Below are 22,711 nucleotides of genomic sequence, written 5' to 3'. Positions count from 1 at the left end.
ACCCCTGCTTTGTCGTTCCGGGACGTCCTGGGCTCGCTGTGCCGGGCTCAGCTCATGAGCGCGTCGGCGCGGGTCGTGCGCATGTGCAGGACGTGTCGGCCTTCCCGCCGAGTGGTCACCAGCCGAGCCGCCCGCAGCACACCGATGTGCTGTGAGACCGCACCGGCCGTGACGCCGAGCGCCGCCGCCAGGTCGGTCGTGCTCTTCGGTGCCGCGAGCAGCGTGAGCAGGTGGGCGCGGGTGCGGCCGATCAGGGCGGCCAGGTCGTGCGGTGTCTCGCGTTCTTCCCACAGCGTGCCGATGCCGCGCGCCGGGTAGCGCAGCACGCCTTGGCCGACGGGGTCGAGCGCGATCCACGCCTTCGGCCAGCAGAACACGCTGGGGCACAGCACGAGACCGTGTTCGGCCAGGTCCACCCGGTGCTCGGGCTTGCGGTGCAGGACCAGTTCGCCGTCCGCCCACGTCACCTCGGGGTGCAGGTCGTGGAACACCGCCTCTACGCCCTTGTCGGCCAACGTCGCCGCCCGCGCCGCGATATCGGCTTCGAGCACGGCGGCGATCCGCTTCCAGTGCGGCGCGATGAGCCGGTCGTGGCAGCGCCGGATGACGTCCGCCTCCGGTTGCGCGACGTGCCGCAGTTCGGCGTCCAGGTCGGGTATCCGGCTGTCCGGCACGGGCATCAGGTCGGCCGGTTTCACCGGGCCTTCCAGCCGGGCCGACAACGTGTCCAGGCCGGGAATCCCGTCCACCCGTTCCCGCGCCCACCGCACCCACGGCAGGTGCACGGCGTGCGCGCCGGGGTTGCGCAACCCGTCCACCGCCATCACCGTCTCGAACACCGGCGAGTAGGCGAACCGGACCTTCGCCAGCCCCACGCCGGCGAGCCTCACCCAGACCGCCACACCTCATCGTGTCATCCGGCGACAACGCGGCACGGCAGACAAGGCGGTACGGCAGGCAACGCGGTACGGCGTCCGGAGGCAGGGCCTGCCCTACCCGAGGTGTCGTGCCCGCACCAGTGATCTTGACGGCGCGCCGGCCGAGGCTTGTGCCATGACGAAGACGTGGCACCGGCCCACCCTCTGGTTGGCCGTGGTGATGGCGGTGGGTGCGGTGGGGTGCGCGGTGGCGCTGCTGTTGGACGGGCGGGTGCTGCAAGGGTCGTCGGTGTGGGCGAAGCCGTTGAAGTTCGCGGTGTCGCTGGCGGTCTACTCGGCGACGCTGTCGTGGATGCTGTCGTTGCCGCACAAGGGGCGGCGGTGGACGTCCGGCGCGGCCACCACGATCGCGGCGATCATGTTCATGGAAGTGGGGCTGATCGCGGTCCAGGCGTCACGGGGCATGTTCACCCACTACAACACCTCCGACGACCCGCTGAACCTGGTCCTGCAGTTCACCTTCGGCACCGCGATCCCGGCGATGTTCCTGGCCAACGTCGTGCTGGCACTCGTGCTGTCGTTCCAGCGCTTCGGGACGCGGGACGTCCGGTGGGCCGTGCGCAGCGGGCTGTGGCTGGCGGTCCTGGGCATGTTCACCGGCTACCTGATGGTCTTCCAGCCCGGCAAGCGGACCACCGCGGTGGACGCCGAGGGCAGGTCGGTCGAGTTGGTCACCGGGCACAGCGTCGGCGTGCCCGACGGCGGCCCCGGGATGCCGCTGACCGGGTGGAGCACCACCGGCGGTGACGTGCGCGTCCCGCACTTCGTCGGGATGCACGGGCTCCAGGTGATGGTCCTGCTGGCGTTGGGCCTGGCCGCGCTCGGGTTGGCCGAACGGGTCCGCACCCGCCTGGTCGGCGTGACCGCCCTCGGGTACCTGGGGCTGCTCGCGCTGCTCACCTGGCAGGCGTTGCGCGGTGAGGCGCTGATCCACCCCGGCGGCACGACGTGGGCCGCACTGGGCGGGCTCGTCGTGGTCGTCGCCGCCGGGGCGGGGTGGGCGCTCAGGAGCGGAACGGCAGTTGTTTCGCCAGTCCGGCAACCGGTCCCGCAACGATGATCGCGGGCGGGCGGATGCCGTGCTCGGCGATGTCGGCGGCCAGTGAGCTCAGCGTGGACTGCACGACCTTCTGGGTCCTCGTGCTGCCCTCCTGGATCACCGACACCGGGGTGTCGCCCGGACGTCCGGTCATGAGTGCGTCCGCGAACTCCGCCGCCCGCTCCACACCCATGAGGATCACGATCGTGCCGCTCAGCCGGGCCAGCGCCGACCAGTCGACCAGCGACCTCGGGTCGTCCGGCGCGACGTGGCCGGACACGACCACCACCTCGTGCGCCACGCCCCGGTGCGTCACCGGCACGTCCGCCAGCGCGGGCACACCGAACGCGCTGGTCACGCCGGGCACGACGGTGACCGGCACGCCCGCCTCGGCGCACGCGATCAGCTCCTCGAAGCCCCGGCCGAACACGTACGGGTCACCGCCCTTGAGGCGGACCACGAACTTGCCGGACTTGGCGTGCTCGACGAGCGTGGTGTTGATGAAGTCCTGGGTCGCGGCCCGCCCGTACGGGATCTTCGCCGCGTCCACGACCTCGACGTGCGGCGGCAGTTCGTCCAGCAGTTCACGGGGCGCCAGCCGGTCGGCCACCACGACGTCCGCCCTGGCCAACAGCCGGCGTCCGCGCACGGTGATCAGGTCCGGGTCGCCGGGGCCGCCGCCGACCAGGGCCACGCCGGCCGGCTGGTCGTGGTGGTCGGCGATGGAGCCGTCGCGCAGCGCCGACAGCAGCCCGTCCCGCACGCTCGCCGAACGGCGGTGCTGGCCGCCGGCGAGGACACCGAGCAGCAGGCCGTCGTGCTCGCCGACGGCGGGCGTCACGGCGGTGCCCTTCACGGCGACGTCGGCGCGCACGCAGAACACGCGGCGTTCCTCGGCGTCGGCGGTGACCTTGGCGTTCACCTCGGGGGAAGAAGTGCAAGCCAGCACGTACCAGGCGCCGTCCAGGTCGCCGTCGGCGTACTCGCGGGCGTGCCAGGTCGCTTCACCGCCGTCCACGATGCCCTGGACGGACGGGGTCACCTCGGGCGAGATCACCTCGACCCGGGCGCCCGCCGCGACCAGCCTGGGCAGCCTGCGCTGCGCAACCGTGCCGCCGCCCACGACGACGACCCGACGCCCGGTCAGGTCCAGGCCCACGAGGTAGTGCTGTTCACCGTGCATGGGTAGAAGCATCCACACCAGCCATGCCCGGTCAAACCCGGGTGCTTCCCGGGTGCCTCACATCACGAGAACCTCGAACGCGGCGGCGAGCCGGCCGCCGAACCGGGCGCCCGTCCGCTCGGCCGCCTCGCGCAGGAACACCTCCGGGTCGGCCATGTCGCCGCTCAACGCCGCCAGGTACGCCTTGTGCTCCCGCAGCGACGCCACACCCAGGTCGAACGTGTCGGTCAGGTCCACCGCGTGCCCGGCGTGCGGCGAGCCGCTGACCGCGACGAACCGCACACCGCCCCACGGCTCCTGGTCGAGGTCGCGGAACACCCAGCGGTTGGCGGCGTCCCGGACGGCGTCGATGACGGCCTGGCCGACGACCCGGTGGTCGGCCATGTTGAGGAACCCGCCGGGGAACGTCGGGTGGTGGTTGCCGGTGATCACCACCTCGGGGCGGTGCCGGCGGATCGCGGCGGCGATATCGCGGCGCAGGGGCAGGCCGTACTCGATCACCCCGTCGGGGTGGTCGAGGAATTCGACCACGTCCACGCCCACCACGGCGGCACTGGCGATCTGCTCGCGCACCCGCAGCGGCCCGGTCTCCTCGGGCGACAGCGTGTCGATCCCCGCCTCACCCTGGCTGGCCAGCACGTACGCGACGTGCTTGCCCTGCGACGTCCAGCGCGCGATCGCGCCGGACGCCCCGTACTCCAGGTCGTCGGGGTGGGCCACCACCGCCAACGCCCGCTCCCAGTCCTCCGGCACCGGCTCCAGGTCCGCCGTACGTTGCTGGTCCGACATGGCGCCGACGCTACGCCTCCTCGATCTCCGCGCCCACGGCCTTGCTCCAACAGGTGACACCGCACGTGCCCACGACCGGGAAACCACCCGGTCGTGGACACGTCACGGGTGATTACAGCTGAGCGGTGATCGTGTTGTAGTACGTGGAGATCCGGGCGTACACGCCGGGGTAGCCGGCGAGGGCGCACCCGTTGCCCCACGAGGTGGCGCCGATGAGCTTGCCGCCCGCGACCAGCGGGCCACCGGAGTCACCCTGGCAGGTGTCCGTGCCACCGTTCGGGTAGCCGGCGCACACCATCGAGGTCGAGCTGTACTGCGAGTACGCGCTCCGGCAGGTGGCGTCGGACGTCACCGGCACGGTCGCGCCCAGCAGGTAGCGGGACGCCGAGCCGCCGGACGACGTGGTGCCCCAGCCGTAGATCCGGGCACTCGTGCCCGCCGCGTACAGCGCGGTGTCGGACGGGGTGGCCAGCGGCAGGTAGGTGGAGCTGATGCTGCTGGCCAGCGTGATCACCGCGACGTCGTAGCCGGAGGTCGCGGTGCTGTAGCTGGGGTGCCGCCAGATCGAGGACACCGTGACCACGCGGCCCGCGGTGCTCTGCTTGTCGTCGCGGCCGTGCACCACGCGGGTGTTGGACGCGGTGCGCCCCACCACGCAGTGCGCGGCGGTGACGACCTTGTTGGCGCGGACCAGCGTGCCGCCGCAGAACTGGCTGCCGGAGCTGCTGGTCAGGTACACCACCCACGGGTAGGTGCTGGTGGAGACGCGGGAACCGCCGACGATGAACGGCGACACGCCGGTGTCGGAGGTGTCGGCCGAGGCGGGTGCGACGGTCATCAGACCGACCGCGGCCACGGCCATGGCCAACGCGGTGATCAGGCGATGCAGGGTTTTCGCCATGTCGATCCTTCCAGGGCAGGGAACGCGCCGTGTCGCGGCGCGCACCTCCCAGCTAGGACCACGGCGACGAAACCGACAACCGCCTTTCGAAGGGCCTGGTCGACTTCACAGTTGACGAGTGACACCAGTCACGCGGATGACATCCGCACGAATCGGCCCCGCAACAACCGGCCCGGCCCCCACGTCCACGAACGCCACCGCCGCGCCTTCCTCGGCCAACCGGACCGCGCCGTCGGCCCGCACCCGCGTACCGGGCCGCAGCAGGTGCCGCACCTGCGCCACGCACTCGGCGCTGCCGACCACGACCGACGCCCGCCGCAACTCGGCCTCGGCGCGCGGCGTGCGTTCGTCGGCGTCACCCGGGCCCAGGCCCACCAGCGCCAACCGGCCGCGCGGCAGCACGCGGGCGGCGGCGACGGTCACGCCGGCGCCCTTCACCTTCTCCGCCGCGATCTCCACCCGCCCGCCGCCGGACAGCTCCATCGCGCCGCGCAACGCCGCCGCCTCGGCCACGCTGGGGATGCCGATGGCGAGATCCGCCGGGTTCGGCACCGGGATCACCGCCAGCTCCTCGCCGGGGTAGGACATCAGCGGCGCGGTGGTCGAGTCGTGCCAGAAACCCCAGTCCTCCAACGCGTCCGCGATACCGGGCTCGGCGATCTTGCGGTCCAGCGTGGCGAACGCCCGGATGGCGCGCAGGTCCAGGCCGCGCTCCTCCTCCAGCTGCGCCAACGCCGCCGACACGGCCGACGAGGACACCCCCGTGCTGGACCCGACGCCGACGACGAGCGTGCGCGGCACGACCCGCACCACGTGGTCCTTCGGCGGTCCCTTGGGCACGCGGTCGTCCACCAGCACGGTCCACGCCGTCTCGTGGCCCGCTGCGACCACGTTGTCCGGCAGAGCGGGCAGCGGGAACCCGAGCGGGTTGGCCAGCAGCACCGGCTCACCCAGCCGCATCGCCTCGCCGCACGCGGCCAGGTCGCCCTCCACGGTGGCGTCCAGCAGCTCCACCAGCTCGTCCAGCGGCGAGTCCGCCGACGCCGACGTGGTCACCGCCTGCGTGCCGAGCACGTCGGCGATCCGTTCGGCCAACGCGTCCGCGCCGCCCAGCAGCGCCACGGCGAACCCGCCGTCCACGCACACCACGCCCGGATCGGCACGCTCGTCCCGCAGCAGCGGCGCGACCAGCCGCACGGCCGCCTCCGTGCCGAGGAAGAACACCGCCGACCCCAGCCGCGGCCACAGGGCGCGCAACGCGGGTCCGACCGGCCCGTCCGGCACCACCGCGTCCGGCCCGAGGAACCCGGCCAACTCGACCGCGGCCCGCCGCCCGCGCTCGCCGGCGGCGAACACCCCGATCACGCCTTCCGCCTCCCCCACAGCACGGTCACCGGGTTGGTGGCCAGCAACGTCCCACCGGTCAGCCGCGCGGCGGTCAGCTGGCTGCCCTCGACCTCGTAACCGGCCGCCAGCAGCGCGTCCCGCGCGGGCACCACGCGGTCCAGGTCGGCGGTCGCCACCACGACCCTCCCGGCGCCCGCCTGCACGCACCGGCGCACGACGTCCACGCCACCGCCACCGACGAACACCGCGTCCGGGCGGGGCAGCTCGCCGGCCTCGCTCAGCTCGGCCTCCACCACCCGCACGTCCACGCCGTGCGCGGAGGCGTTGGCGATGATCCGCACGCACTGCACCGGGTCGCGTTCCACCGCGACGACCGCCGCGCCGAGCCGGGCGCACTCCACCCCGATCGCACCGGGACCGGCGCCGACGTCCCAGATCAGCACGCCGGGGCGGGGGGCGAGCCGGGCCAGCACCAGCGCCCGCACCTCGGCGACGGCGATCATGCCGTCGCGGTGCGCGAAATCGTCGTCGGGCAGCGCCCAGCCGTCGGGGGTGGGTGCGAAGTTCTGCTCCGCCAGGCACAGGATCGCGCCCGGTTCGGTCCACGGTCGCGCCACCGCGTCCGCCGGGTCCACAGTGGACAGACCGGTGGCGGATTCGACGACCAGCGTGCGCCGCCACCCGGCCAGGCCGCGGGCCAGTTCGGCGGGGTCGGCGCCGGAGACCACCACGGCGGGCCGTGCGCGGCACACGTTCAGCGCGTGCCGCGAGCCGTGCTCCTCGGCGTCCACGACGGTCACCCCGGCCCAGGAGCGGCCGGCCTCGGTGACGAACCGGTGCAGCGCGACGACGTCCATGTCAGTTGACGCGCTTGTTCTTCTTGGTCCGCGCGGCGGCCGGCCTGCGCGGCGTCGTGCTCGCCTGAACGGTGGTCGGCTTGCGCTTCGCGGCGGCGGCGACCACCGGCTTCGGCTTCGGCTTGGTCTCCGCCTCGGCCGGCGCCGGTTCGACCGGCCTTTCCCCCTCGACCGGCACTGCCGCCTCGACCACCACGTCGGCGACCAGTTCCAGCACCGGCTCGGCCACCGGTTCGACCTTCGGCTTCGGCTGCGCGGTGCGCTTGGTGCGCGCCGTCTCCTGCCAGTCGTGCACCGCCGACCACGCGGCGTGCGACGGCGACTTGGCCACCGCCGACTCCGTGCCCGACACCGACTTCACCACCGGCCGGCTCGCCCGCTTCGACCACTTCGACGGCCGCGCGACCCGGCGCACCGGCTCGTCGCCCTCGACCACCGGGGAACGGCGGCGGGACGCGGGCTGCGCGAGCACCTTGCCGACCAGGAACAGGGTGGTGCGGTAGAGCTTGTGCTCCTTGACGCAGGCCTCCAGCTCGCCCAGCGTGGTCTGCGCGATCGTCTCGTCGGGCAGCGAAACCTTGTAGGCCACCACGATCGGCGTGTCGTCGGCGTAACCGCCGGCGCGCAGCTGATCGACCAGCAGGCCGGTGCGCGCGGCCGACGCGGAGATCGCCATCGTGGTGCCGTGCGCGGCGAACTCCCGGACGTGCTCGGCGGTCTCGGGACCGACCAGCAGCAGCGACTGGGCGACGTCCGAAGTGGTCAGCTCACGGCCGACGGAGGCCGCCGCGGCGGACAGCTGGGACACGCCGGGCACGACGTCGGTCTCCAGACCGAGCCGCTGGCACGCGTCCTGCTGGTCGCGCAGGCCGCCCCACAGCGCCGGGTCGCCCGCGAGCAGCCGCACCACCTTGAGCTTGCCCGCCGACGCCCGCCGGTACACCTCGACCACATCGGACTCGGCGACCCGGGAGAAGTCGACCAGCTCGGCGTCGGGGCGGGCGTGCTCACGCACGCACTCGGCCTCCACGACGCTGGGCGCCCACAGCACGACGTCGGCCTCGGCTATCCGCTTCGCGCCGCGCACGGTGATGAGATCGGCGGCGCCGGGACCGGCACCCACGAAGGAGACCCGACCAGTCATCACAACTGCTCCCCACGACGTGTTCGGCTTGCTGGGCCAGGACCGTACCGCGCGAGCACGATCCACTAACGAGTGGCCTCGCACCGAACCGGCCCGGTCGCGCACGCCCGGACGAAGCGGGTGACGACCTCCGGTGCGGACGCCGGGTGCGTGTGCAGGTACGAAGCGTGCACGCGGCCGAGCACGAAACCCTCGGCCACCGGGCGCAGGTCGTGGCCGCGCCACTGCCAGGCCGGTTTCGCGCCGTGCGGGACGCTGAGCGCGGTGCGGTGGAACTCGTGGCCGGTGATCCGGGTGCCCGCGCGGGCCAGCACCGAGTCCTGCGGTGCGACGGCGTCGCGGTAGCCGAGGGTGAGGCGGGGTGTCATCGCGCCGTCCGCGTCGATCACGCCGCACATCGGCGCGCCGTCCAGGGATTTCGCCAGGTACAGCAGGCCGCCGCACTCGGCGTGCACGGGCGCGCCGCCGCGGGCCAGGGCGGTGACGGCGGCGCGCAGCTTCTCGTTGGCGGACAGCTCGGCGGCGTGCTGCTCGGGGAACCCGCCGGGCAGCACCAGGCCGGCCGTGCCGTCGGGGAGGGCCTCGTCGCGCAGCGGGTCGACCACGACGACGTCCGCGCCCGCCGCCTCCAGCAGTTCGACCTGCTCGGCATAGCCGAAGGTGAACGCCGCGCCGCCCGCGACGGCGATCGTCGGCGTGCCCGTGACCGCCTCGACCTCGGCGTGCGGGTTCCACGTGGGCACGGCCATGGCGGGCACCTCGGCGGCGAGCCGGCGCACCGCGTCCAGGTCGACGTGCCGGGCGACCGCTTCGGCGATGGCGTCCACGGCGGCGGTGGCGGCCGGTCCGTGCTCGGCGGCGGTGACCAGGCCGAGGTGCCGGGACGGCAGCGCGAACCGGTCGTCGCGCGGCAGCACGCCGAGCACTTCCAGGCCGACCTCGGCGCACGCGCCGCGCAGCACGTGCTCGTGCCGGGCGGAACCGACCTGGTTGAGCACCACCCCGCCGAGCCGCACGGTCGGGTCGTAGCCGCGGAACCCGTGCAGCAGGGCGGCCAGGCTGCGGCTCTGGCCGCGGGCGTCGACCACGAACAGCACGGGCGCGGACAGCAGCTTGGCGACGTGCGCGGTGGACCCGATGCCCTCGGTGTCCACCCGCCCGTCGAACAGGCCCATCACGCCTTCCACCACGGCCAGGTCGCAGCCGCGGGCGCCGTGCGCGAACAGGCTCGCCACCCGGTGCTCGCCGACCATGACCGGGTCGAGGTTGCGGCCCGGCTGGCCGGTGGCCACCGAGTGGTAGCCGGGGTCGATGTAGTCCGGGCCGACCTTGAACGGGGCGACCTTGTCGCCCGCGCGGCGCAGCGCCGCCATCAGGCCGGTGGCCACGGTGGTCTTGCCGCTGCCCGACGCGGGCGCGGCGACCACCAGCCGGTTCACCACTCGATCCCCTTCTGCCCCTTCTGGCCCGCGTCCATCGGGTGCTTGACCTTGGTCATCTCCACCACCAGGTCGGCGGCCTCGACGAGCTTCTCCGGCGCGTACCGGCCGGTGATCACCACGTGCTGGTGGCCGGGCCGGTCGCGCAGAGTTTGCACGACCTCGTCCACGTCCACCCAACCCCAGTGCATCGGATAGGTGAATTCGTCCAGCACGTACAGGCCGTGCTGCCCGCTCGCCAGCCGGCGGGAGATCTCCTGCCAGCCCTCGCGCGCAGCGGCGGCGTGGTCGTCCTCGGTGCCCTGCTTGCGGGTCCAGGACCAGCCCTCGCCCATCTTGTGCCACTCGACCGGGCCGCCTTCGCCGGTCTGCTCGTGCAGCCGGCCCAGCGCGCGGAACGCCGACTCCTCGCCGACCTTCCACTTCGCCGATTTCACGAACTGGAAGACGCCGATGGACCAGCCCTGGTTCCAGCCGCGCAGGGCGAGACCGAACGCGGCGGTCGACTTGCCCTTCATCTCGCCGGTGTGCAGCACGACCAGCGGCCGGTTGCGGCGCTGCCTGGTGCTCAGGCCGTCGTTCGGGACGACGGCCGGTTGACCTTGGGGCATTTCGACGCTCCTACGCGGCTCGTGCGGCGCGCACGACGCCGGCGACCTGGTCGGCGGACAGTTCTTCCAGGCGCAGGCACGCCGCTTCCAGCGCGCCGGCCACCCGTGCGGCCAAGCCGAGCCGGACCGGGCCGTGCTCGCAGTCGACCACGACCGACGCCACCCGGTCGGCGGCCAGCAGCCCGGCCGCGCGCAGCGCGTCACGCATCGGGTCACCGCCCGTGCCGGTGGCCGTCGCCCGGCCGTCGGTGAGCAGCACCAGCAGCGGACGGCGGCGCGGGTCGCGGACCCGTTCGGTCTCCAGCACGCGGCGGGCGCGGAGCAGACCGTCGGCCAACGGGGTCCGGCCGCCGGTGCGCAGGTCGCGCAGCCGGGCCGCGGCCGCGTCCACCGAGTTCGTGGGCGGCAGGGCGACGTGGGCCTCCCGGCCCCGGAACGTCACCACGCCGACCTTGTCGCGCCGCTGGTAGGCGTCGCGCAGCAGGGAGATCACCGCGCCGCTGACCGCCGACATGCGCTGCCGGGCGGCCATGGAGCCGGACGCGTCGACCACGAACAGCACGAGGTTGCCCTCCTTGCCCTCGCGCACGGACAGCCGCAGGTCCGCCCCGCGCAACTCCAGGCCGGGACCGCTGCGTCCCCGCGCGGTCTGGTGCGGCGCCGCCGCGCCCAGCGTGCCGATCAGGTGCAGGCCCGCGCCGTCCACAGTGGACGACCGGACCACCCGCCCGGTGCGGGCACGGGCGCGCGACCGCTTGCCCGGCGCACCCTCGCCGACCCCTGGGACCTGCAACAACCGGGCGCGGAACGGGGGCGCCGGCGCGTGCGACCGTTCGGCCGAACCGGACCCCTTACCGTCCGGAGTGGACTCCGACGGCTCACCGGGCAACGACGAACCACCATCATCGTCCGGACCCTCCGGCCCTTCCGGACCGTCGGGCCCGTCCGGTCCTTCCGGGCCGTCCTCGGGTTCCTGAGCGGCTTCCGCGCCCTGCCGCATGGCGTCGTCGAGCTGCTCCTCCTCCAGCCCCGGCTCGTCGAACGGGTCGCGGCGCTTGCGGTGCGGCAACGCCAGCCGGACCGCCGCCTCCACGTCCTGCTCGGCCACCTCGGCGACACCGCGCCAGGCGGCGTGCGCGGTGGCGGTGCGGGCGACCACCAGGTCCGCGCGCATCCCGTCCACCTCGAACGCCGCGCAGATCCCGGCGATGCGGCGCAGTTCAGAATCGGGCAGCACCACGTCCTTCAACCGGTCGCGAGCGGCGACGATCCGCCGCGCCAGCTCCGCGTCCTCGCCCTCCCAGCGGGCGGCGAACCCCTCGGGGTCGGCTTCGTAGGCCAACCGCCGCCGCACGACCTCGGCGCGGGTCGGCACGTCCCGGGCGGCACGGACCGCGACCGTGAGGCCGAAGCGGTCCAGCAGCTGGGGGCGCAACTCGCCCTCCTCCGGGTTCATGGTGCCCACCAGGAGGAACGATGCGGCGTGCGACACGGATACGCCTTCACGCTCGACGTGCGCGCGGCCCATGGCGGCGGCGTCGAGCAGCAGGTCCACGAGGTGGTCGTGCAGCAGGTTCACTTCGTCCACGTACAGCACGCCCCGGTGCGCGGCGGCCAGCAGACCCGGCTGGTAGGCGCGGACGCCTTCGGTGAGCGCGCGTTCCAGGTCGAGCGAGCCGATCAACCGGTCCTCGGTCGCGCCGACCGGCAGCTCCACCAGCCGGGCCGCGCGCCGTTCCGAACCGTGGCCGTGCGGCCCGTCCGGGCAGTCGGTCGACACCGCCGGGTCGCAGCCGAACCGGCAGCCCGGCACCACGTCCAGCCCGGGGAGCAGCGCGGCGAGCGCGCGGACCACGGTCGACTTCGCGGTCCCCTTCTCACCTCGGACGAGCACCCCGCCGATACCGGGGTGCACGGCGTTGAGCAGCAGAGCAGTGCGGAGGTCGTCATGTCCGACGACAGCGGAAAAGGGGAAACGCGCGCCCATGCGGCGGTGTCCTTCCTCGGGTGTCCACGCCCGTGTCCGGTCGATGAGTCGGGGGTCGAGTTCCTGACTCCCGGATCCCAAGGCCCGGTCACAGTGGCGGGACCGTGCCGGATTCGCACCGGCTTCCTCGCGCACCCCCTCTACAGCCTGGGCATCGTCGCACTTCGATCGACAGGCTCCAAGTCCTCGGTCAGCCCGCTGGGGTGAACGTGATCACCCTCTCGTCCCGAGACGGGTGCGGCCCGCGGTGGTCCCCTAGCTCCACCACCACGCTCAACGGCGCCCGGAACGACAGCAGCCCCAGCATCGGCGGCGGTTCGGTCGAGGCCAGGCGCAGGTTCGGGAACCGCCGCGCGGTCTCCCGCAGCACCACCTCCGCCTCCAGCCGGGCCAGGCCCGCACCGAGGCAGAAGTGCCTGCCGTAGCCGAACGCCAGGTGCTTGCGGGCGTTCGGCCGGGCCGGGCAGAACCGCTCAGGCTCACCGAACACCTCCGGGTCGGACCCACTGCCCGCGAGCATCAGCAGCAACGGCGCGCCCGCCGGGATGTCCACACCGGAGAGGGTGACCGGCTCGGCGGTGATCCGCCGCCACGTGTTCACCGGCGGATCCCGCCGCAGCACCTCTTCCACACACGCCGCGGCCATACCGGGTTCGCGCAACCTGGACCACAGACCGTGCCGCAGCACCGCGTGGAACGCCGCGCACAGCAGCTGGGTCGTCGTCTCCTGCCCCGCGATCAGCAGGAAGTAGCAGAGCCCGGCCGCGTCCCGGATCGGCACGTCCTGCGCCCGCAACGCGCCGAACAGGTCGTCACCGCGCGGGTCGGCGGCCTTGATCCGGGCGGTCAACCACTGGTGGAACGCGGCAGCGGGCCCGGCCAGCTCGTGCTGCCGCTGCACCGTCACATCACCCCAGAACAGCTCCAACGACGCCGTGCTCCACGCCTTCAAAGCCTCGACGTCCACATCCCTTATCCCCATGACCTCCAGCAGCACGATCGCCGGCAGGTCGCGGGCCAACGCCGGGTGCAGGTCGGCCCCACCACCGCTCAGCCGCTCCAGCCGCTCCTCGGTCAACTGCGCGATCCGCGGCGCCATCGCCGCGACCCGCGCCGGCGTGAGGAACCGGGCGACCAGTCGCCGCAGGTCGGCGTGCGTGTCGGTGCCGTTGTTGGCCAACGTCGGCGGCAGCGAGAACCCCGCGCGGGCCAGCACCCGCAGCACCGGGCCGGGAATCGGCACCACCGCGGTCAACGCGTTGTCCGGGTGGAACCGGCGCGGGTCGGCCAGCACGGCGCGCACGTCGTCGTAGCGGCTGACCAGCCACAACCCGGTGCGCTCGTCCCGGTGGACCGGCGCGTCCTCCCGCAACGAGCGCAGGTCGGCCGGCCCTGGCTGGAAGAGGTCCACGCCGGCACGGTAGCGGCCGGATGCGACACTGCCGGCGTGAGTGTGCGCACAGGTGAATCGGTGTTCGACTGGATCGACACGCGTGCCGAAGCCCGCGCGAAAGCCGGTCTGGCGCGCCGGCTGCGGCCCCGCCCGGCCGACTCGACGAACCTCGACCTGGCGTCGAACGACTACCTCGGCCTGGCCCGCGACAAGCGGGTGACCGGCGCCGCCGCGGCCGCCTCCCTGCGCTGGGGCGCGGGATCGACCGGGTCGCGGCTGGTCACCGGCTCCACCGACCTGCACACCGAACTGGAGTACGAACTCGCGAACTTCTGCGGCGCGCAGTCGGCGCTGGTGTTCTCGTCGGGCTACGCGGCCAACCTCGGCGCGCTGACCGCGTTGTCCGGTCCGGGCACCGCGATCGTGGCCGACCAGCACATCCACGCCTCCCTGATCGACGGCACCCGGCTGTCCAAAGCGGACGTGGTGGTGGCCGGGCACTGCGACGTCCCGCAGGTCACGCACGCCCTGTCCACGCGCGGCAAGCGGCGGGCGCTGGTCGTCACCGACTCGGTGTTCTCCGTGGACGGCGACCTCGCGCCGCTGGCCGAACTGGCCGCCGCCTGCCGTGAGCACGACGCCGCGCTGATCGTGGACGACGCGCACGGCCTCGGTGTCCTCGGCGACGGCGGACGCGGCTCGGTGCACGCGGCGGGCCTGGCGAAGGCACCCGATGTGGTGACCACGGTGACGCTGTCCAAATCGCTCGGCGCGCAGGGCGGCGCGGTGCTCGGTCCCAGCCGGGTGATCAGGCACCTGATCGACACCGCGCGCACGTTCATCTTCGACACCGGGCTCTCCCCCGCCAGCACGGCGGCGTCACTGGCCGCGTTGAAGGTGCTGCGGGAGGAGCCGGAACGGCCCGCGCGCGCCCGGGAGGTCGCTCAGGACCTCGCGTTCCGGTTGAAGGAGGCCGGGTTGCGGGTCAGCACGCCGACCGCGGCGGTCGTGTCGGTGCAGGCCCCGTCAGCCGAGGCGGCGTTCGACTGGGCCGAGGCGTGCCGCGCCCAGGGCGTGCTCGTCGGCTGCTTCCGGCCGCCGTCGGTGCCCGACCGGATCTCCCGGCTGCGGCTCACCGCCCGCGCCGACCTGTCCGAGGGCGAGGTCGAAAGGGCCGTGCGGGTGATCACGGAGACCGGCGCATCGGCAGGTGCGGTATCCCGTCGTCCATGAACTCCGGGCCTTGCGGCTCGAACCCGAACGAGGCGTAGAAGTCGGCCACGTAGGTCTGCGCGTCCAGCACGCACGCCACCTGGCCCACCTCGGCCAGCGCCGCCTCCATCAGCCGACGGCTGTAACCGCGACCGCGGGCGGCGCGGGCCGTGCAGACCCGGCCGATGCGGAACGTCCCGTCGGGCTCCTCCAACAACCGCAGGTACGCCTCCGGTCGGTCGGAACCATCCCCCTCCAGCCAGAAGTGCCGGGTGCCCGGCTCCAGGTCACGGCCGTCCAGCTCCGGGTAGACGACGTTCTGCTCCACCACGAACACCTCGCAGCGCAGCTTGAGCACGGCGTAGAGCTGGTCGGTCGTCAAATCGGCCGACCACTGCCGGCGCAGCGTCGCCGGGTACTGGTGTGAGCGCACCCGACTTTGGTACCACAGTCTCAGATTCGGTCCCGGTACCGGCTCAGCCGGGTGTAGACGCCGGGCTGGTCGGGTCGCGCGCAGCCGCGACCGTAGGAGACGACGCCCACCAACTCGCCGGCCACGGTGAGCGGGCCGCCGGAGTCGCCCTCGCAGGCGTCCTTGCCGCCCTCCGGGTAGCCCGCGCACAGCATCCCGCCCGGCCGGTAGTCGGGGATGTCGGCGGCGCACTCGGCGTCCGTGCGGATCGGCACCTCGACCTCGTGCAGCGTCCGGCTCGGCGCGCGCAGCTCACCGGTCCGGCCCCAGCCGTAGACCTTCGCCGCGCCCGGCCCGGCGTCGGCGATCCGGATCGGCCGGTACGGCAGCGCGGCGGCGAGGGTCAGCGTGGCCACGTCGTGCCCGGCGGACACGTCGGTGAAGTCCGGGTGCCGCCAGATCGCGGCGACCTGCACCGCGCGACCGGCCCCGGTGTCGAGCCTGGCGCGACCGGCGACCGCGGTCAGGTCGGCCGGCGGCCGGTCCCGGACGCCGAAGGCGGTGCGCTCGACCGTGCAGTGCGCGGCGGTGACGACCTTGTCCGGGGCGATCAGCGCGCCGCCGCAGAAGAAGTTGCCCGCCGCGTCGAACAGCGCCACCGCCCACGGCGTCACGGGCGCCTCCCGTCCGCCCACGATCGCGTTCGCGGGCAGCGCGGACAGGACCAGCACGAGGACGGCGAAGACCGGCGCGCTGATGCGCATGGAGCACCTTTCTACGACGTGTGGCCGAACGGGCACCGACCGTAGCGGAACGGCGCATCGCGTGTCAGCGGGGTATCGAAACCGTAAAATCTGTTGTTACGATGCTTTGGTACCGAAGATTCAACGGCCAGTGAGGCAGATCACGACAATCTGTCCGGATCACGAGGGGGGTTCCCATGCACCTGGACTTCACCCAGCTCCCGGCGTTCCTGATCGCGTGCGCGGTGGTCGTGCTGACGCCGGGCGTGGACGCCTTCCTCCTGCTGCGCACCTCGATGCGGTCCGGCACCCGAGCCGGAATGCTCGCGTTGGCCGGTATCCACACCGCGGCCTTCGTGCAGGTGGCGCTGGTGATCTCGGGCCTGGGCGTGGTGATCGCCCGCTACCCGACCGTGCTGACCGGCCTGCGCTGGATCGGCGCGGCGTACCTGCTCTACCTGGCGGTGTCGATCACGCGCGGGCTGCTGCGGCGCTCCTCCGGCGAGGCGGTGGCGGTCGCGCCCCGGCCGTTCCGGCAGGGGTTCCTGACCAACATCACCAACCCGAAGATGCTGCTGTTCTCGCTGGCGTTCCTGCCGCAGTTCATCGGCGACGGCGACCCGGCGTTCCAGCTCGGGATGCTGGCCGCGGTGTTCCTCGGGCTGGCCGCGCTGTGGGAGCTGACGATCGTGGTGGCCGCGGCGCGCGTCGCCGGGTCGCTGCGCCGTCCCGGCGTGACCACGGCGTTGGACGCGGTGTGCGCGGCGGTGTTCCTGACCATGTCGATCGGGCTCGTGCTCTAGCCCCGAAGCCCGGTGTGCGGACCCCCGAGGCCCGAGGGTCCGCACACCGCTCAAGTCAGCTGCCCACCTGCTCCTCAAGCGCGGCGTAGTAGACCGCGATCTTGCTGTAGATGCCCGGCTTGTCCTTCCGGGCACAACCTTCACCCCACGAGGTGACACCGATCAGCTTCCCGCCGGCCACGAACGGGCCGCCGGAATCACCCTGACAGGTGTCCACGCCGCCCTCCGGGAAGCCGGCGCACGTCATCTCCTCCGCGTCGTACTGGAGGTAGGCCTCGAGGCAGTCGGCGTCCGCCATCACCGGCACGGTCGCGCCCATCAGGTACCGGGACGTCGCGCCCTGCTCGCTCGTCCGCCCCCAGCCCAGCACCAGACCGTTCGTGCCCGGCACGTAGAGCTCGTCGTCGTCCGGACCGGCGAGCGGCAGCGGCTTGCCGTCCACCTCGTCGCGCAACGTCAGCACCGCGACGTCCGCGCCCTGGTCCGCCGCCAGGAACTCGGGGTGGATCCAGATGTCGGCGAGCCGCACGACCTGGCCTTCGTTGCTCGTCTTGTCCTCGCGGCCCACCACGACCCGTGTGTTCTTGAGCGTCCGACCGGTCGCGCAGTGGGCGGCGGTGACCACCTTGGTCGGCGCCACCAGCGTGCCGCCGCAGAACTGGAACCCGTTGGAGTCCGCCAGGTACACCATCCACGGGTGCTCCTCGATCGACACCCGTTCACCACCCACCACACGGCCGTCCACGCGTTGCTCCGCCGTGGCGGTACCCGCGAGAGCCATCAACAACGTCATCAACAACGCGGCAAGCCGCATCGCCCCTCCTCCTGATCAAAGGCGTCAGGAGGAGGTTAGCCAGAACAGCCGAATCCGCTGAGCCAATCAGCCTAGTTCGCCCCGGTGAACTTCTCCCGCACCTTGCCCGCCGCGCCCGCCAGCACGTCGCCGAACTCGTTGAACACCTTCATCAGCGGGTCCTCGGACTGGGACGCGGACTCCTTGTAGGAGCGGGCCGCCGACTTGATGTCCTCGGTGAACGACCCGGTCGGGCGATCGTCTTCGCGCCGCGGGTACTCACCGGTCAGGATGGCGCGGTAGTCCTCGCTCGCCGCCCACTTCTGCAGCTCCGCGGCGCGCACCACGGCCAGCGGGTGCGTCAGCGGCCACGTCTTGATGAGCTTGAGCACGCTGTCGCGCACGTCGTCGACCTGCTCGTACTCCTTGGCCTGCTTCAGGAACTCGGTCGTGTCGACCTGGGTGAGGTCCATGCCGCCCGCCATGGCCACGTGCACGCGCAGCGCGGCGGACGGGTCCTGCACGCACAGCAGGCCGGCGCGGTCGCAGGTCAGCTCCGTCTTGCGGTACCACTCGCACAGCGCCGCGATGACCGCGCGGATCGCCCAGTAGCCGACCGGCATCCAGCCCAGGCCGTACTGCAACTGCATCAGCCGTTGCAGGATCGTCTGGTAGAGCGCGTGACCGGACAGCACGTGCCCCATCTCGTGCCCGATCGCGAACCGCAGCCCCTCCGCGTCCAGCAGGTCGATCAGACCCGTGGTCAGCACGATGAACGGCTTGTCGATGCCCAACGTCATGGCGTTCGGCACCGGGTCGCGGCGCACGAACAGCTCCGGAACCGGGTCCACGTCCAGCGTCGCCGCCGTCTCCAGCCGGAGCCGATCCAGCTCCGGGTACTGCTTCGGGCCCACCCTGATGCTCGACGCCAGGTAGCCCAACCGCTCACCCCGCTCGGTGAACGCACCCGCCACCGCCTGCAACACGGGGCCGATCCCCGGCACCGCGCGCAAGACCGCCAACGCCCCCCTGTCGACCGGGTGCTCGTACGCCCGCGGGCTGATGCCGGGGAATCGCACACGCGCGGTCGACCGTTCGATCTCCTCGCTGCTCATACATCCACAGTGCCACGACCCGCCACCCGCCTCTCCCCTAATGGACGAATCGGCGTGCACACTGACCGGGTGAACGCAGACGTGCTCGGCACCGACTACGCAACCCGCACGCTGCCCCTGGGTGGCGGGGACACCACCGCCACCCTGGTCCGGCGCCGCGCGCAGCCCGCCACCCGCGGCGCGGTGCTGTACGTGCACGGCTTCGCGGACTACTTCTTCCAGCGCCACGTCGCCGAGCACTTCACCGCGCGCGGCTTCGACTTCTACGCCATCGACCTGCGCGCGTACGGCCGGTCCCTCAAGCCCGGCCAGGTCGCCAACTACGTGACCGACCTGGCCGAGCACTTCGAGGAGCTCGACGCGGCGGTGCGGGTGATCCGCGAGGAGGACGGCCACCGCCACCTGATCGTGATGGGTCACTCGACCGGTGGTCTGATCACCAGTCTGTGGGCGCACGACCGGCGTTCGGACAACGTGCTGGACGCGTTGGTGCTCAACAGCCCTTGGCTCGACCTCGCCGAACCGTGGCTGCTGCGGACCGTCGGCACGGCGGTGATCCGCGGTGTCGGCCGGTTCGTGCCGCGACTGGTGCTCAAGCCCGGTATGGGCCCGGTGTACGGCGAGAGCATCCACCGCGACCACCACGGCGAGTGGGATTTCGACACGACGTGGAAGCCCCTGGAGGCGTTCCCGGTGCACGCCGGGTGGCTGCGCGCGATCCGCCGCGGCCACGCCAGGGTGCACCGCGGTCTGGACGTCCGGGTGCCCGTCCTGCTGCTCCGCTCGGCCCGCAGCCTCCTGCACGCCAAGCGGTGGACACCCGAGACGATGACCGTGGACACCGTGCTGGACGTGGAGCACATGCGGCGGTGGGCGCCGAAGATCGGCGGGAAGGTGTCGATCGTGACCGTCGAGGGCGGCATGCACGACCTGTTCCTGTCCGCCGAATCGGTGCGCAGGCGGGCGCTGGCCGAGGTCGACGAGTTCCTGGACCTCGTGTGACACGCACCGCGAATCCTCGGTGAACAACCGATCGGTCTAGCGCCATGCACCCGGCGCGGGGAGATCATGGACTCCGGGAGGTTCGCCATGGCCGAGGACTTCAACCGGTACTGCGACCTGACCATGCGGGGCGGGACGACCAGTGGTGTCGTCTACCCGTGGGCGGTCGTGGAGTTGGCCGGGCACTACCGCTTCCGGTCGTTGGGTGGTTCCTCGGTGGGGGCCATCGGCGCCGCGTTCACCGCCGCCGCCGAGAAGGGGCGCGACCAGGACGGCTTCCGCAAGCTCAAGGAGATCATCGACTGGTTCGCCGCGCCGGGCTGGCGGATGGCGCAGCTGTTCCAACCCAGCGAGCACACCCGCAAGCTGTACCGGATCGTGGCGGCCTCGATGCAACGCCGCGACTCGACCGGCCGCAGCGCGTTGACCTGCATGTTGCTGGCCTTGTTGGGTGCGATCGGGTGGCGGGCGCGGGTGTTCCTCGCGCTGGCGTCGGCGTTGTGGCTCGTCGGGCCGACGCTCTGGTTTCACACGATCGAGTGGGGCGCCACGCCTGCGTGGGTGTTGATCGGGCTCACGGTCGTGGTGCTGATCGGCGTGCCGGGGATCGTGCTGAGAGTGCTGCCGAACGGCCGGGACGCGTGGCTGCGGCGGATCGGCACCGCGCTGCTGCTCGTCGTCCCGCTCATCCCGGTCGCGGCGAGCACGCGGTGGACGGCGCAGAGCCTGGCGAGCGCGGCCACCGCGGCGGTGTGGTGGCTGGTGCTCGGGTTCGCGTTCGTCAGCGCGGTCGCGGTCACGTACGGCCTGGGCGCCAAGCGCTTCCTGGACCGGATGGCCACCACCGTCCACTTCGGACTCATACCGGGCACGGGCGGGTTCGAGCCGAGCTTCTGGGACCGCCGCTGCGGGGTGCCCGCGTCGACCGGTGTGCCGCCGTTGAGCGACTGGATCGCGGACCGGTTGGACGACCTGTCCGGGACCGCGGACCTCACGTTCGCCGACCTGACCACGAACCTTGTCCTGATGACCACGGACCTGTCCGAGGGCCGCCCCTACCGGCTGCCGTTCACCGAACCGCTCGACGCGTGGCTGTTCTGCCCGACGTGCCTGAGGAACGTGCTGCCACGACGCACCGTCGACAAGCTCGGCAACAACGCCACGGAGCACCGCTGCCCGCTCCACCCCGATCAGAACGTCCACGCGTTGCCGGAGAACCTGCCGGTCGCGCTGGCTGTGCGGATGAGCATGCCGTTGCCGGGCCTGATCGCCGCGGTGCCGCTGGTGCGCGCCGAACCGGAGCCGCGCGTGCACTGGTTCTCCGACGGCGGCATCACCAGCAACTTCCCGATCCACTTCTTCGACAACCTGCTGCCGCGCTGGCCGACGTTCGGCCTGAGCCTCCAGTCCTACCCACCGGGCGACGACCGGGACGTCTGGCTGCCCGAGCAGGACGCGTCCACCGCCGGCACACCGTGGCGCGGCATCGGCCTGGTGCAGCACTTCGCGTCGGCGATCCTCGACACCATGCTCGGCTGGCGCGACACCATGCAGTCCGCCCTGCCCGGCTACCGCGGCCGCATCGCGCACGTCCGCGTCGGCGCACTGGAGGGCGGCACGAACCTGTTCATGCGCCCGGAGACGATCCTCGCCCTGGCCGAACGCGGCGCGGAAGCAGGACGCCTGCTGCGCACCCGCTTCACCGAGGACAACGCCACCAAAACCGACCGCTACCGCTGGATCCGGATGCGACTGGCCATGCGCGAGTACCAACAACTCGCCGCCCAAGCCGACGAACGCGCCGACCTGTACCGCGACCTCACCGCCCACTACCGGATACCGGCGGACCTGCACGACTGGTTCACCACATCGCCGACCAGCACCGACCCGCACGCGAGGGAGATCGGTCTCACCCTGGACGCGCTGGGCACCGTGCCCGACGGTCCGTTCGACGGCGAGCCACCCGTAGACCCCGACCTGCGCCTGATCCCACCGGAATGACCGACCGGGTACCGACTTTCAGGCCGCTGTGCCGACCGGTGGTCGGTGCAGAAGATTCCGCCTCGGCCGCTGCGCCGGATCGACATGACGCGGCGGAACGAACGCCGGCACACCACCCGTCATCGTGATCGACCACCCGCCGCACTGAGATAGTGGTCACCGTCGAGCGGGAAAGGCGTGCCGCGTACCGGATTCAGACCTTGCGGCCCACTCCGGCGTAGGCGCTGATGAAGGCGTCGTCGGAGTCCGGCCGCCATTCGGCCAGCGGCACGACGCCGGGTTCCACGACCTCCATCCCGGTGAAGAAGGCGGCGATCTCCTCGCCCGTCCGGAGCACCAGCGGGCTGTCGGTGCGGCGGTAGATGGCGTTGACCTGCTCGCCGCTCTGCAGCCCTTCCTGCGACACGCCGTCCCAGCTGCCGTGCGAGATGGCCAGGAAACTGCCGGGTGCCATCTCCTCGCGGTACCGGGCGATCGCCTTGTGCGGCTCGTCGGCGTCGGGCACGAAGTGCAGCACGGCGACCATCAGCAGGCCGATGGGCCGGTCGAAGTCGAGCATCGCGCGGACCTCGGCGTCGGCCAGCACGGACTCCGGGTCGCGCAGGTCGGCCTGGATCGCGATGGCGGCCGGGTTGTCCGCCAGCAGCGCGGTGCTGTGGGCGACCGCGACCGGCTCGACGTCGGCGTACACGACGCGCGCCTGCGGGTTGGTCTGCTGGGCGATCTCGTGCACGTTGCCGACGGTCGGGATACCCGACCCCAGGTCGAGGAACTGGTCGATGCCCTGCGACAGCAGGTACCGCACCGCCCGGCGGAGGAACGACCGGTTCGCCCGCGCCGCGCCGGACATGCCGGGGAAGATCTGCTCCACCGACTTGGCCGCCTCGCGGTCGACCGCGAAGTTGTGCGACCCACCCAGGTAGTAGTCGTACATCCGGGCCGCGCTCGGCCGGTCCAGGTCCACCGAGGACGGGACCCAGCTCGCCTGCTCCATGCGCACAT

At 72.5% G+C, this 22,711-nt stretch carries 21 protein-coding genes and 1 riboswitch; of the genes, 5 read left to right on the top strand and 16 right to left on the bottom strand.

Annotation, left to right across the window (positions count from 1 at the left end):
• Positions 1-47: 47 nt before the first annotated feature.
• Positions 48-890, bottom strand: a complete 843-nt coding sequence (locus tag ALI22I_RS18735) for an ArsR/SmtB family transcription factor (RefSeq protein WP_077006973.1) — start codon at positions 888-890, stop codon at positions 48-50.
• 163 nt (positions 891-1,053) lie between these two features.
• On the opposite strand from ALI22I_RS18735, the gene ALI22I_RS18730 reads away from it, so the two are divergent.
• Entirely contained in the window at positions 1,054-1,998 is a 945-nt protein-coding gene (locus ALI22I_RS18730) for a hypothetical protein (protein WP_077006806.1), read from the top strand.
• Here the strand turns inward: ALI22I_RS18730 and cobA are convergent.
• From cobA to ALI22I_RS18680, 10 genes are all read right to left on the bottom strand, one after another.
• Positions 1,943-3,160 carry a uroporphyrinogen-III C-methyltransferase gene (gene cobA, locus ALI22I_RS18725; RefSeq protein WP_077006805.1) on the bottom strand — a complete coding sequence of 406 codons (1,218 nt, stop codon included), beginning with the start codon at positions 3,158-3,160 and terminating at the stop codon, positions 1,943-1,945. The genes ALI22I_RS18730 and cobA overlap by 56 nt on opposite strands.
• Positions 3,161-3,217: 57 nt before the next feature.
• Entirely contained in the window at positions 3,218-3,949 is a 732-nt protein-coding gene (locus ALI22I_RS18720) for a PIG-L deacetylase family protein (protein WP_077006804.1), read from the bottom strand.
• Positions 3,950-4,061: 112 nt separating this feature from the next.
• Positions 4,062-4,850: a S1 family peptidase gene (locus tag ALI22I_RS18715; RefSeq protein WP_077006803.1), complete on the bottom strand. Its 789-nt coding sequence runs from the start codon at positions 4,848-4,850 to the stop codon at positions 4,062-4,064.
• A 105-nt stretch (positions 4,851-4,955) separates the two neighbouring features.
• On the bottom strand, positions 4,956-6,233 hold the full coding sequence (locus ALI22I_RS18710) for a cobalamin biosynthesis protein (RefSeq protein ID WP_238598441.1): 1,278 nt from the start codon (positions 6,231-6,233) through the stop codon (positions 4,956-4,958).
• A complete protein-coding gene (locus ALI22I_RS18705) occupies positions 6,212-7,054 on the bottom strand; it encodes a hypothetical protein (RefSeq protein ID WP_077006802.1) in 843 nt (280 codons plus the stop codon). Before ALI22I_RS18705 ends, ALI22I_RS18710 begins: the two co-directional genes overlap by 22 nt.
• A 1-nt stretch (position 7,055) precedes the next feature.
• Entirely contained in the window at positions 7,056-8,198 is a 1,143-nt protein-coding gene (locus tag ALI22I_RS18700) for a cobalt-precorrin-4/precorrin-4 C(11)-methyltransferase (protein WP_077006801.1), read from the bottom strand.
• 65 nt (positions 8,199-8,263) lie between these two features.
• Complete coding sequence (locus tag ALI22I_RS18695; RefSeq protein ID WP_083751848.1) at positions 8,264-9,637, bottom strand: cobyrinate a,c-diamide synthase; 1,374 nt, start codon at positions 9,635-9,637, stop codon at positions 8,264-8,266.
• Positions 9,634-10,248, bottom strand: coding sequence for a cob(I)yrinic acid a,c-diamide adenosyltransferase (cobO, locus tag ALI22I_RS18690; protein WP_077006799.1), 615 nt, complete (start codon positions 10,246-10,248; stop codon positions 9,634-9,636). The genes ALI22I_RS18695 and cobO overlap by 4 nt, the downstream gene beginning before the upstream one ends.
• A gap of 10 nt (positions 10,249-10,258) precedes the next feature.
• Positions 10,259-12,235, bottom strand: coding sequence for a putative cobaltochelatase (locus tag ALI22I_RS18685; protein ID WP_077006798.1), 1,977 nt, complete (start codon positions 12,233-12,235; stop codon positions 10,259-10,261).
• Between the two features lie 36 nt (positions 12,236-12,271).
• Positions 12,272-12,389: riboswitch (cobalamin riboswitch) on the bottom strand.
• A gap of 36 nt (positions 12,390-12,425) precedes the next feature.
• Positions 12,426-13,646 (bottom strand): cytochrome P450, encoded by a 1,221-nt coding sequence (locus ALI22I_RS18680; RefSeq protein WP_077006797.1) that lies wholly within the window; start codon positions 13,644-13,646, stop codon positions 12,426-12,428.
• A gap of 36 nt (positions 13,647-13,682) precedes the next feature.
• On the opposite strand from ALI22I_RS18680, the gene ALI22I_RS18675 reads away from it, so the two are divergent.
• A complete protein-coding gene (locus tag ALI22I_RS18675; protein ID WP_077006796.1) occupies positions 13,683-14,861 on the top strand; it encodes an 8-amino-7-oxononanoate synthase in 1,179 nt (392 codons plus the stop codon).
• On the opposite strand, the gene ALI22I_RS18670 is transcribed toward ALI22I_RS18675, so the two are convergent.
• Positions 14,815-15,273, bottom strand: a complete 459-nt coding sequence (locus ALI22I_RS18670) for a GNAT family N-acetyltransferase (RefSeq protein WP_077006795.1) — start codon at positions 15,271-15,273, stop codon at positions 14,815-14,817. The two genes, ALI22I_RS18675 and ALI22I_RS18670, sit on opposite strands and share 47 nt — an antisense overlap.
• 20 nt (positions 15,274-15,293) lie before the next feature.
• Positions 15,294-16,016, bottom strand: a complete 723-nt coding sequence (locus ALI22I_RS18665) for a S1 family peptidase (RefSeq protein WP_077006794.1) — start codon at positions 16,014-16,016, stop codon at positions 15,294-15,296.
• 176 nt (positions 16,017-16,192) lie between these two features.
• Between ALI22I_RS18665 and ALI22I_RS18660 the strand changes: the two genes are divergently transcribed.
• A complete protein-coding gene (locus ALI22I_RS18660) occupies positions 16,193-16,798 on the top strand; it encodes a LysE family translocator (RefSeq protein ID WP_077006793.1) in 606 nt (201 codons plus the stop codon).
• Between the two features lie 55 nt (positions 16,799-16,853).
• Here the strand turns inward: ALI22I_RS18660 and ALI22I_RS18655 are convergent, their stop codons facing one another.
• Entirely contained in the window at positions 16,854-17,612 is a 759-nt protein-coding gene (locus ALI22I_RS18655; protein ID WP_077006792.1) for a S1 family peptidase, read from the bottom strand.
• A 71-nt stretch (positions 17,613-17,683) separates the two neighbouring features.
• Positions 17,684-18,706 (bottom strand): M48 family metallopeptidase, encoded by a 1,023-nt coding sequence (locus ALI22I_RS18650; protein WP_077006791.1) that lies wholly within the window; start codon positions 18,704-18,706, stop codon positions 17,684-17,686.
• A 69-nt stretch (positions 18,707-18,775) separates the two neighbouring features.
• Between ALI22I_RS18650 and ALI22I_RS18645 the strand changes: the two genes are divergently transcribed.
• Positions 18,776-19,708, top strand: a complete 933-nt coding sequence (locus tag ALI22I_RS18645; protein ID WP_083751846.1) for an alpha/beta hydrolase — start codon at positions 18,776-18,778, stop codon at positions 19,706-19,708.
• Positions 19,709-19,774: 66 nt separating this feature from the next.
• Positions 19,775-21,709 carry a patatin-like phospholipase family protein gene (locus ALI22I_RS18640; RefSeq protein ID WP_077006790.1) on the top strand — a complete coding sequence of 645 codons (1,935 nt, stop codon included), beginning with the start codon at positions 19,775-19,777 and terminating at the stop codon, positions 21,707-21,709.
• Between the two features lie 193 nt (positions 21,710-21,902).
• On the opposite strand, the gene ALI22I_RS18635 is transcribed toward ALI22I_RS18640, so the two are convergent.
• Positions 21,903-22,703 carry an SAM-dependent methyltransferase gene (locus tag ALI22I_RS18635; RefSeq protein ID WP_077006789.1) on the bottom strand — a complete coding sequence of 267 codons (801 nt, stop codon included), beginning with the start codon at positions 22,701-22,703 and terminating at the stop codon, positions 21,903-21,905.
• Positions 22,704-22,711: the final 8 nt, after the last annotated feature.

The organism is Saccharothrix sp. ALI-22-I, assembly GCF_001984175.1.
Taxonomy (GTDB): Bacteria; Actinomycetota; Actinomycetes; order Mycobacteriales; family Pseudonocardiaceae; genus Actinosynnema.
Note: the sequence above shows the minus strand (reverse complement) of the source record. Positions and strands in the feature narration are given on the sequence as shown.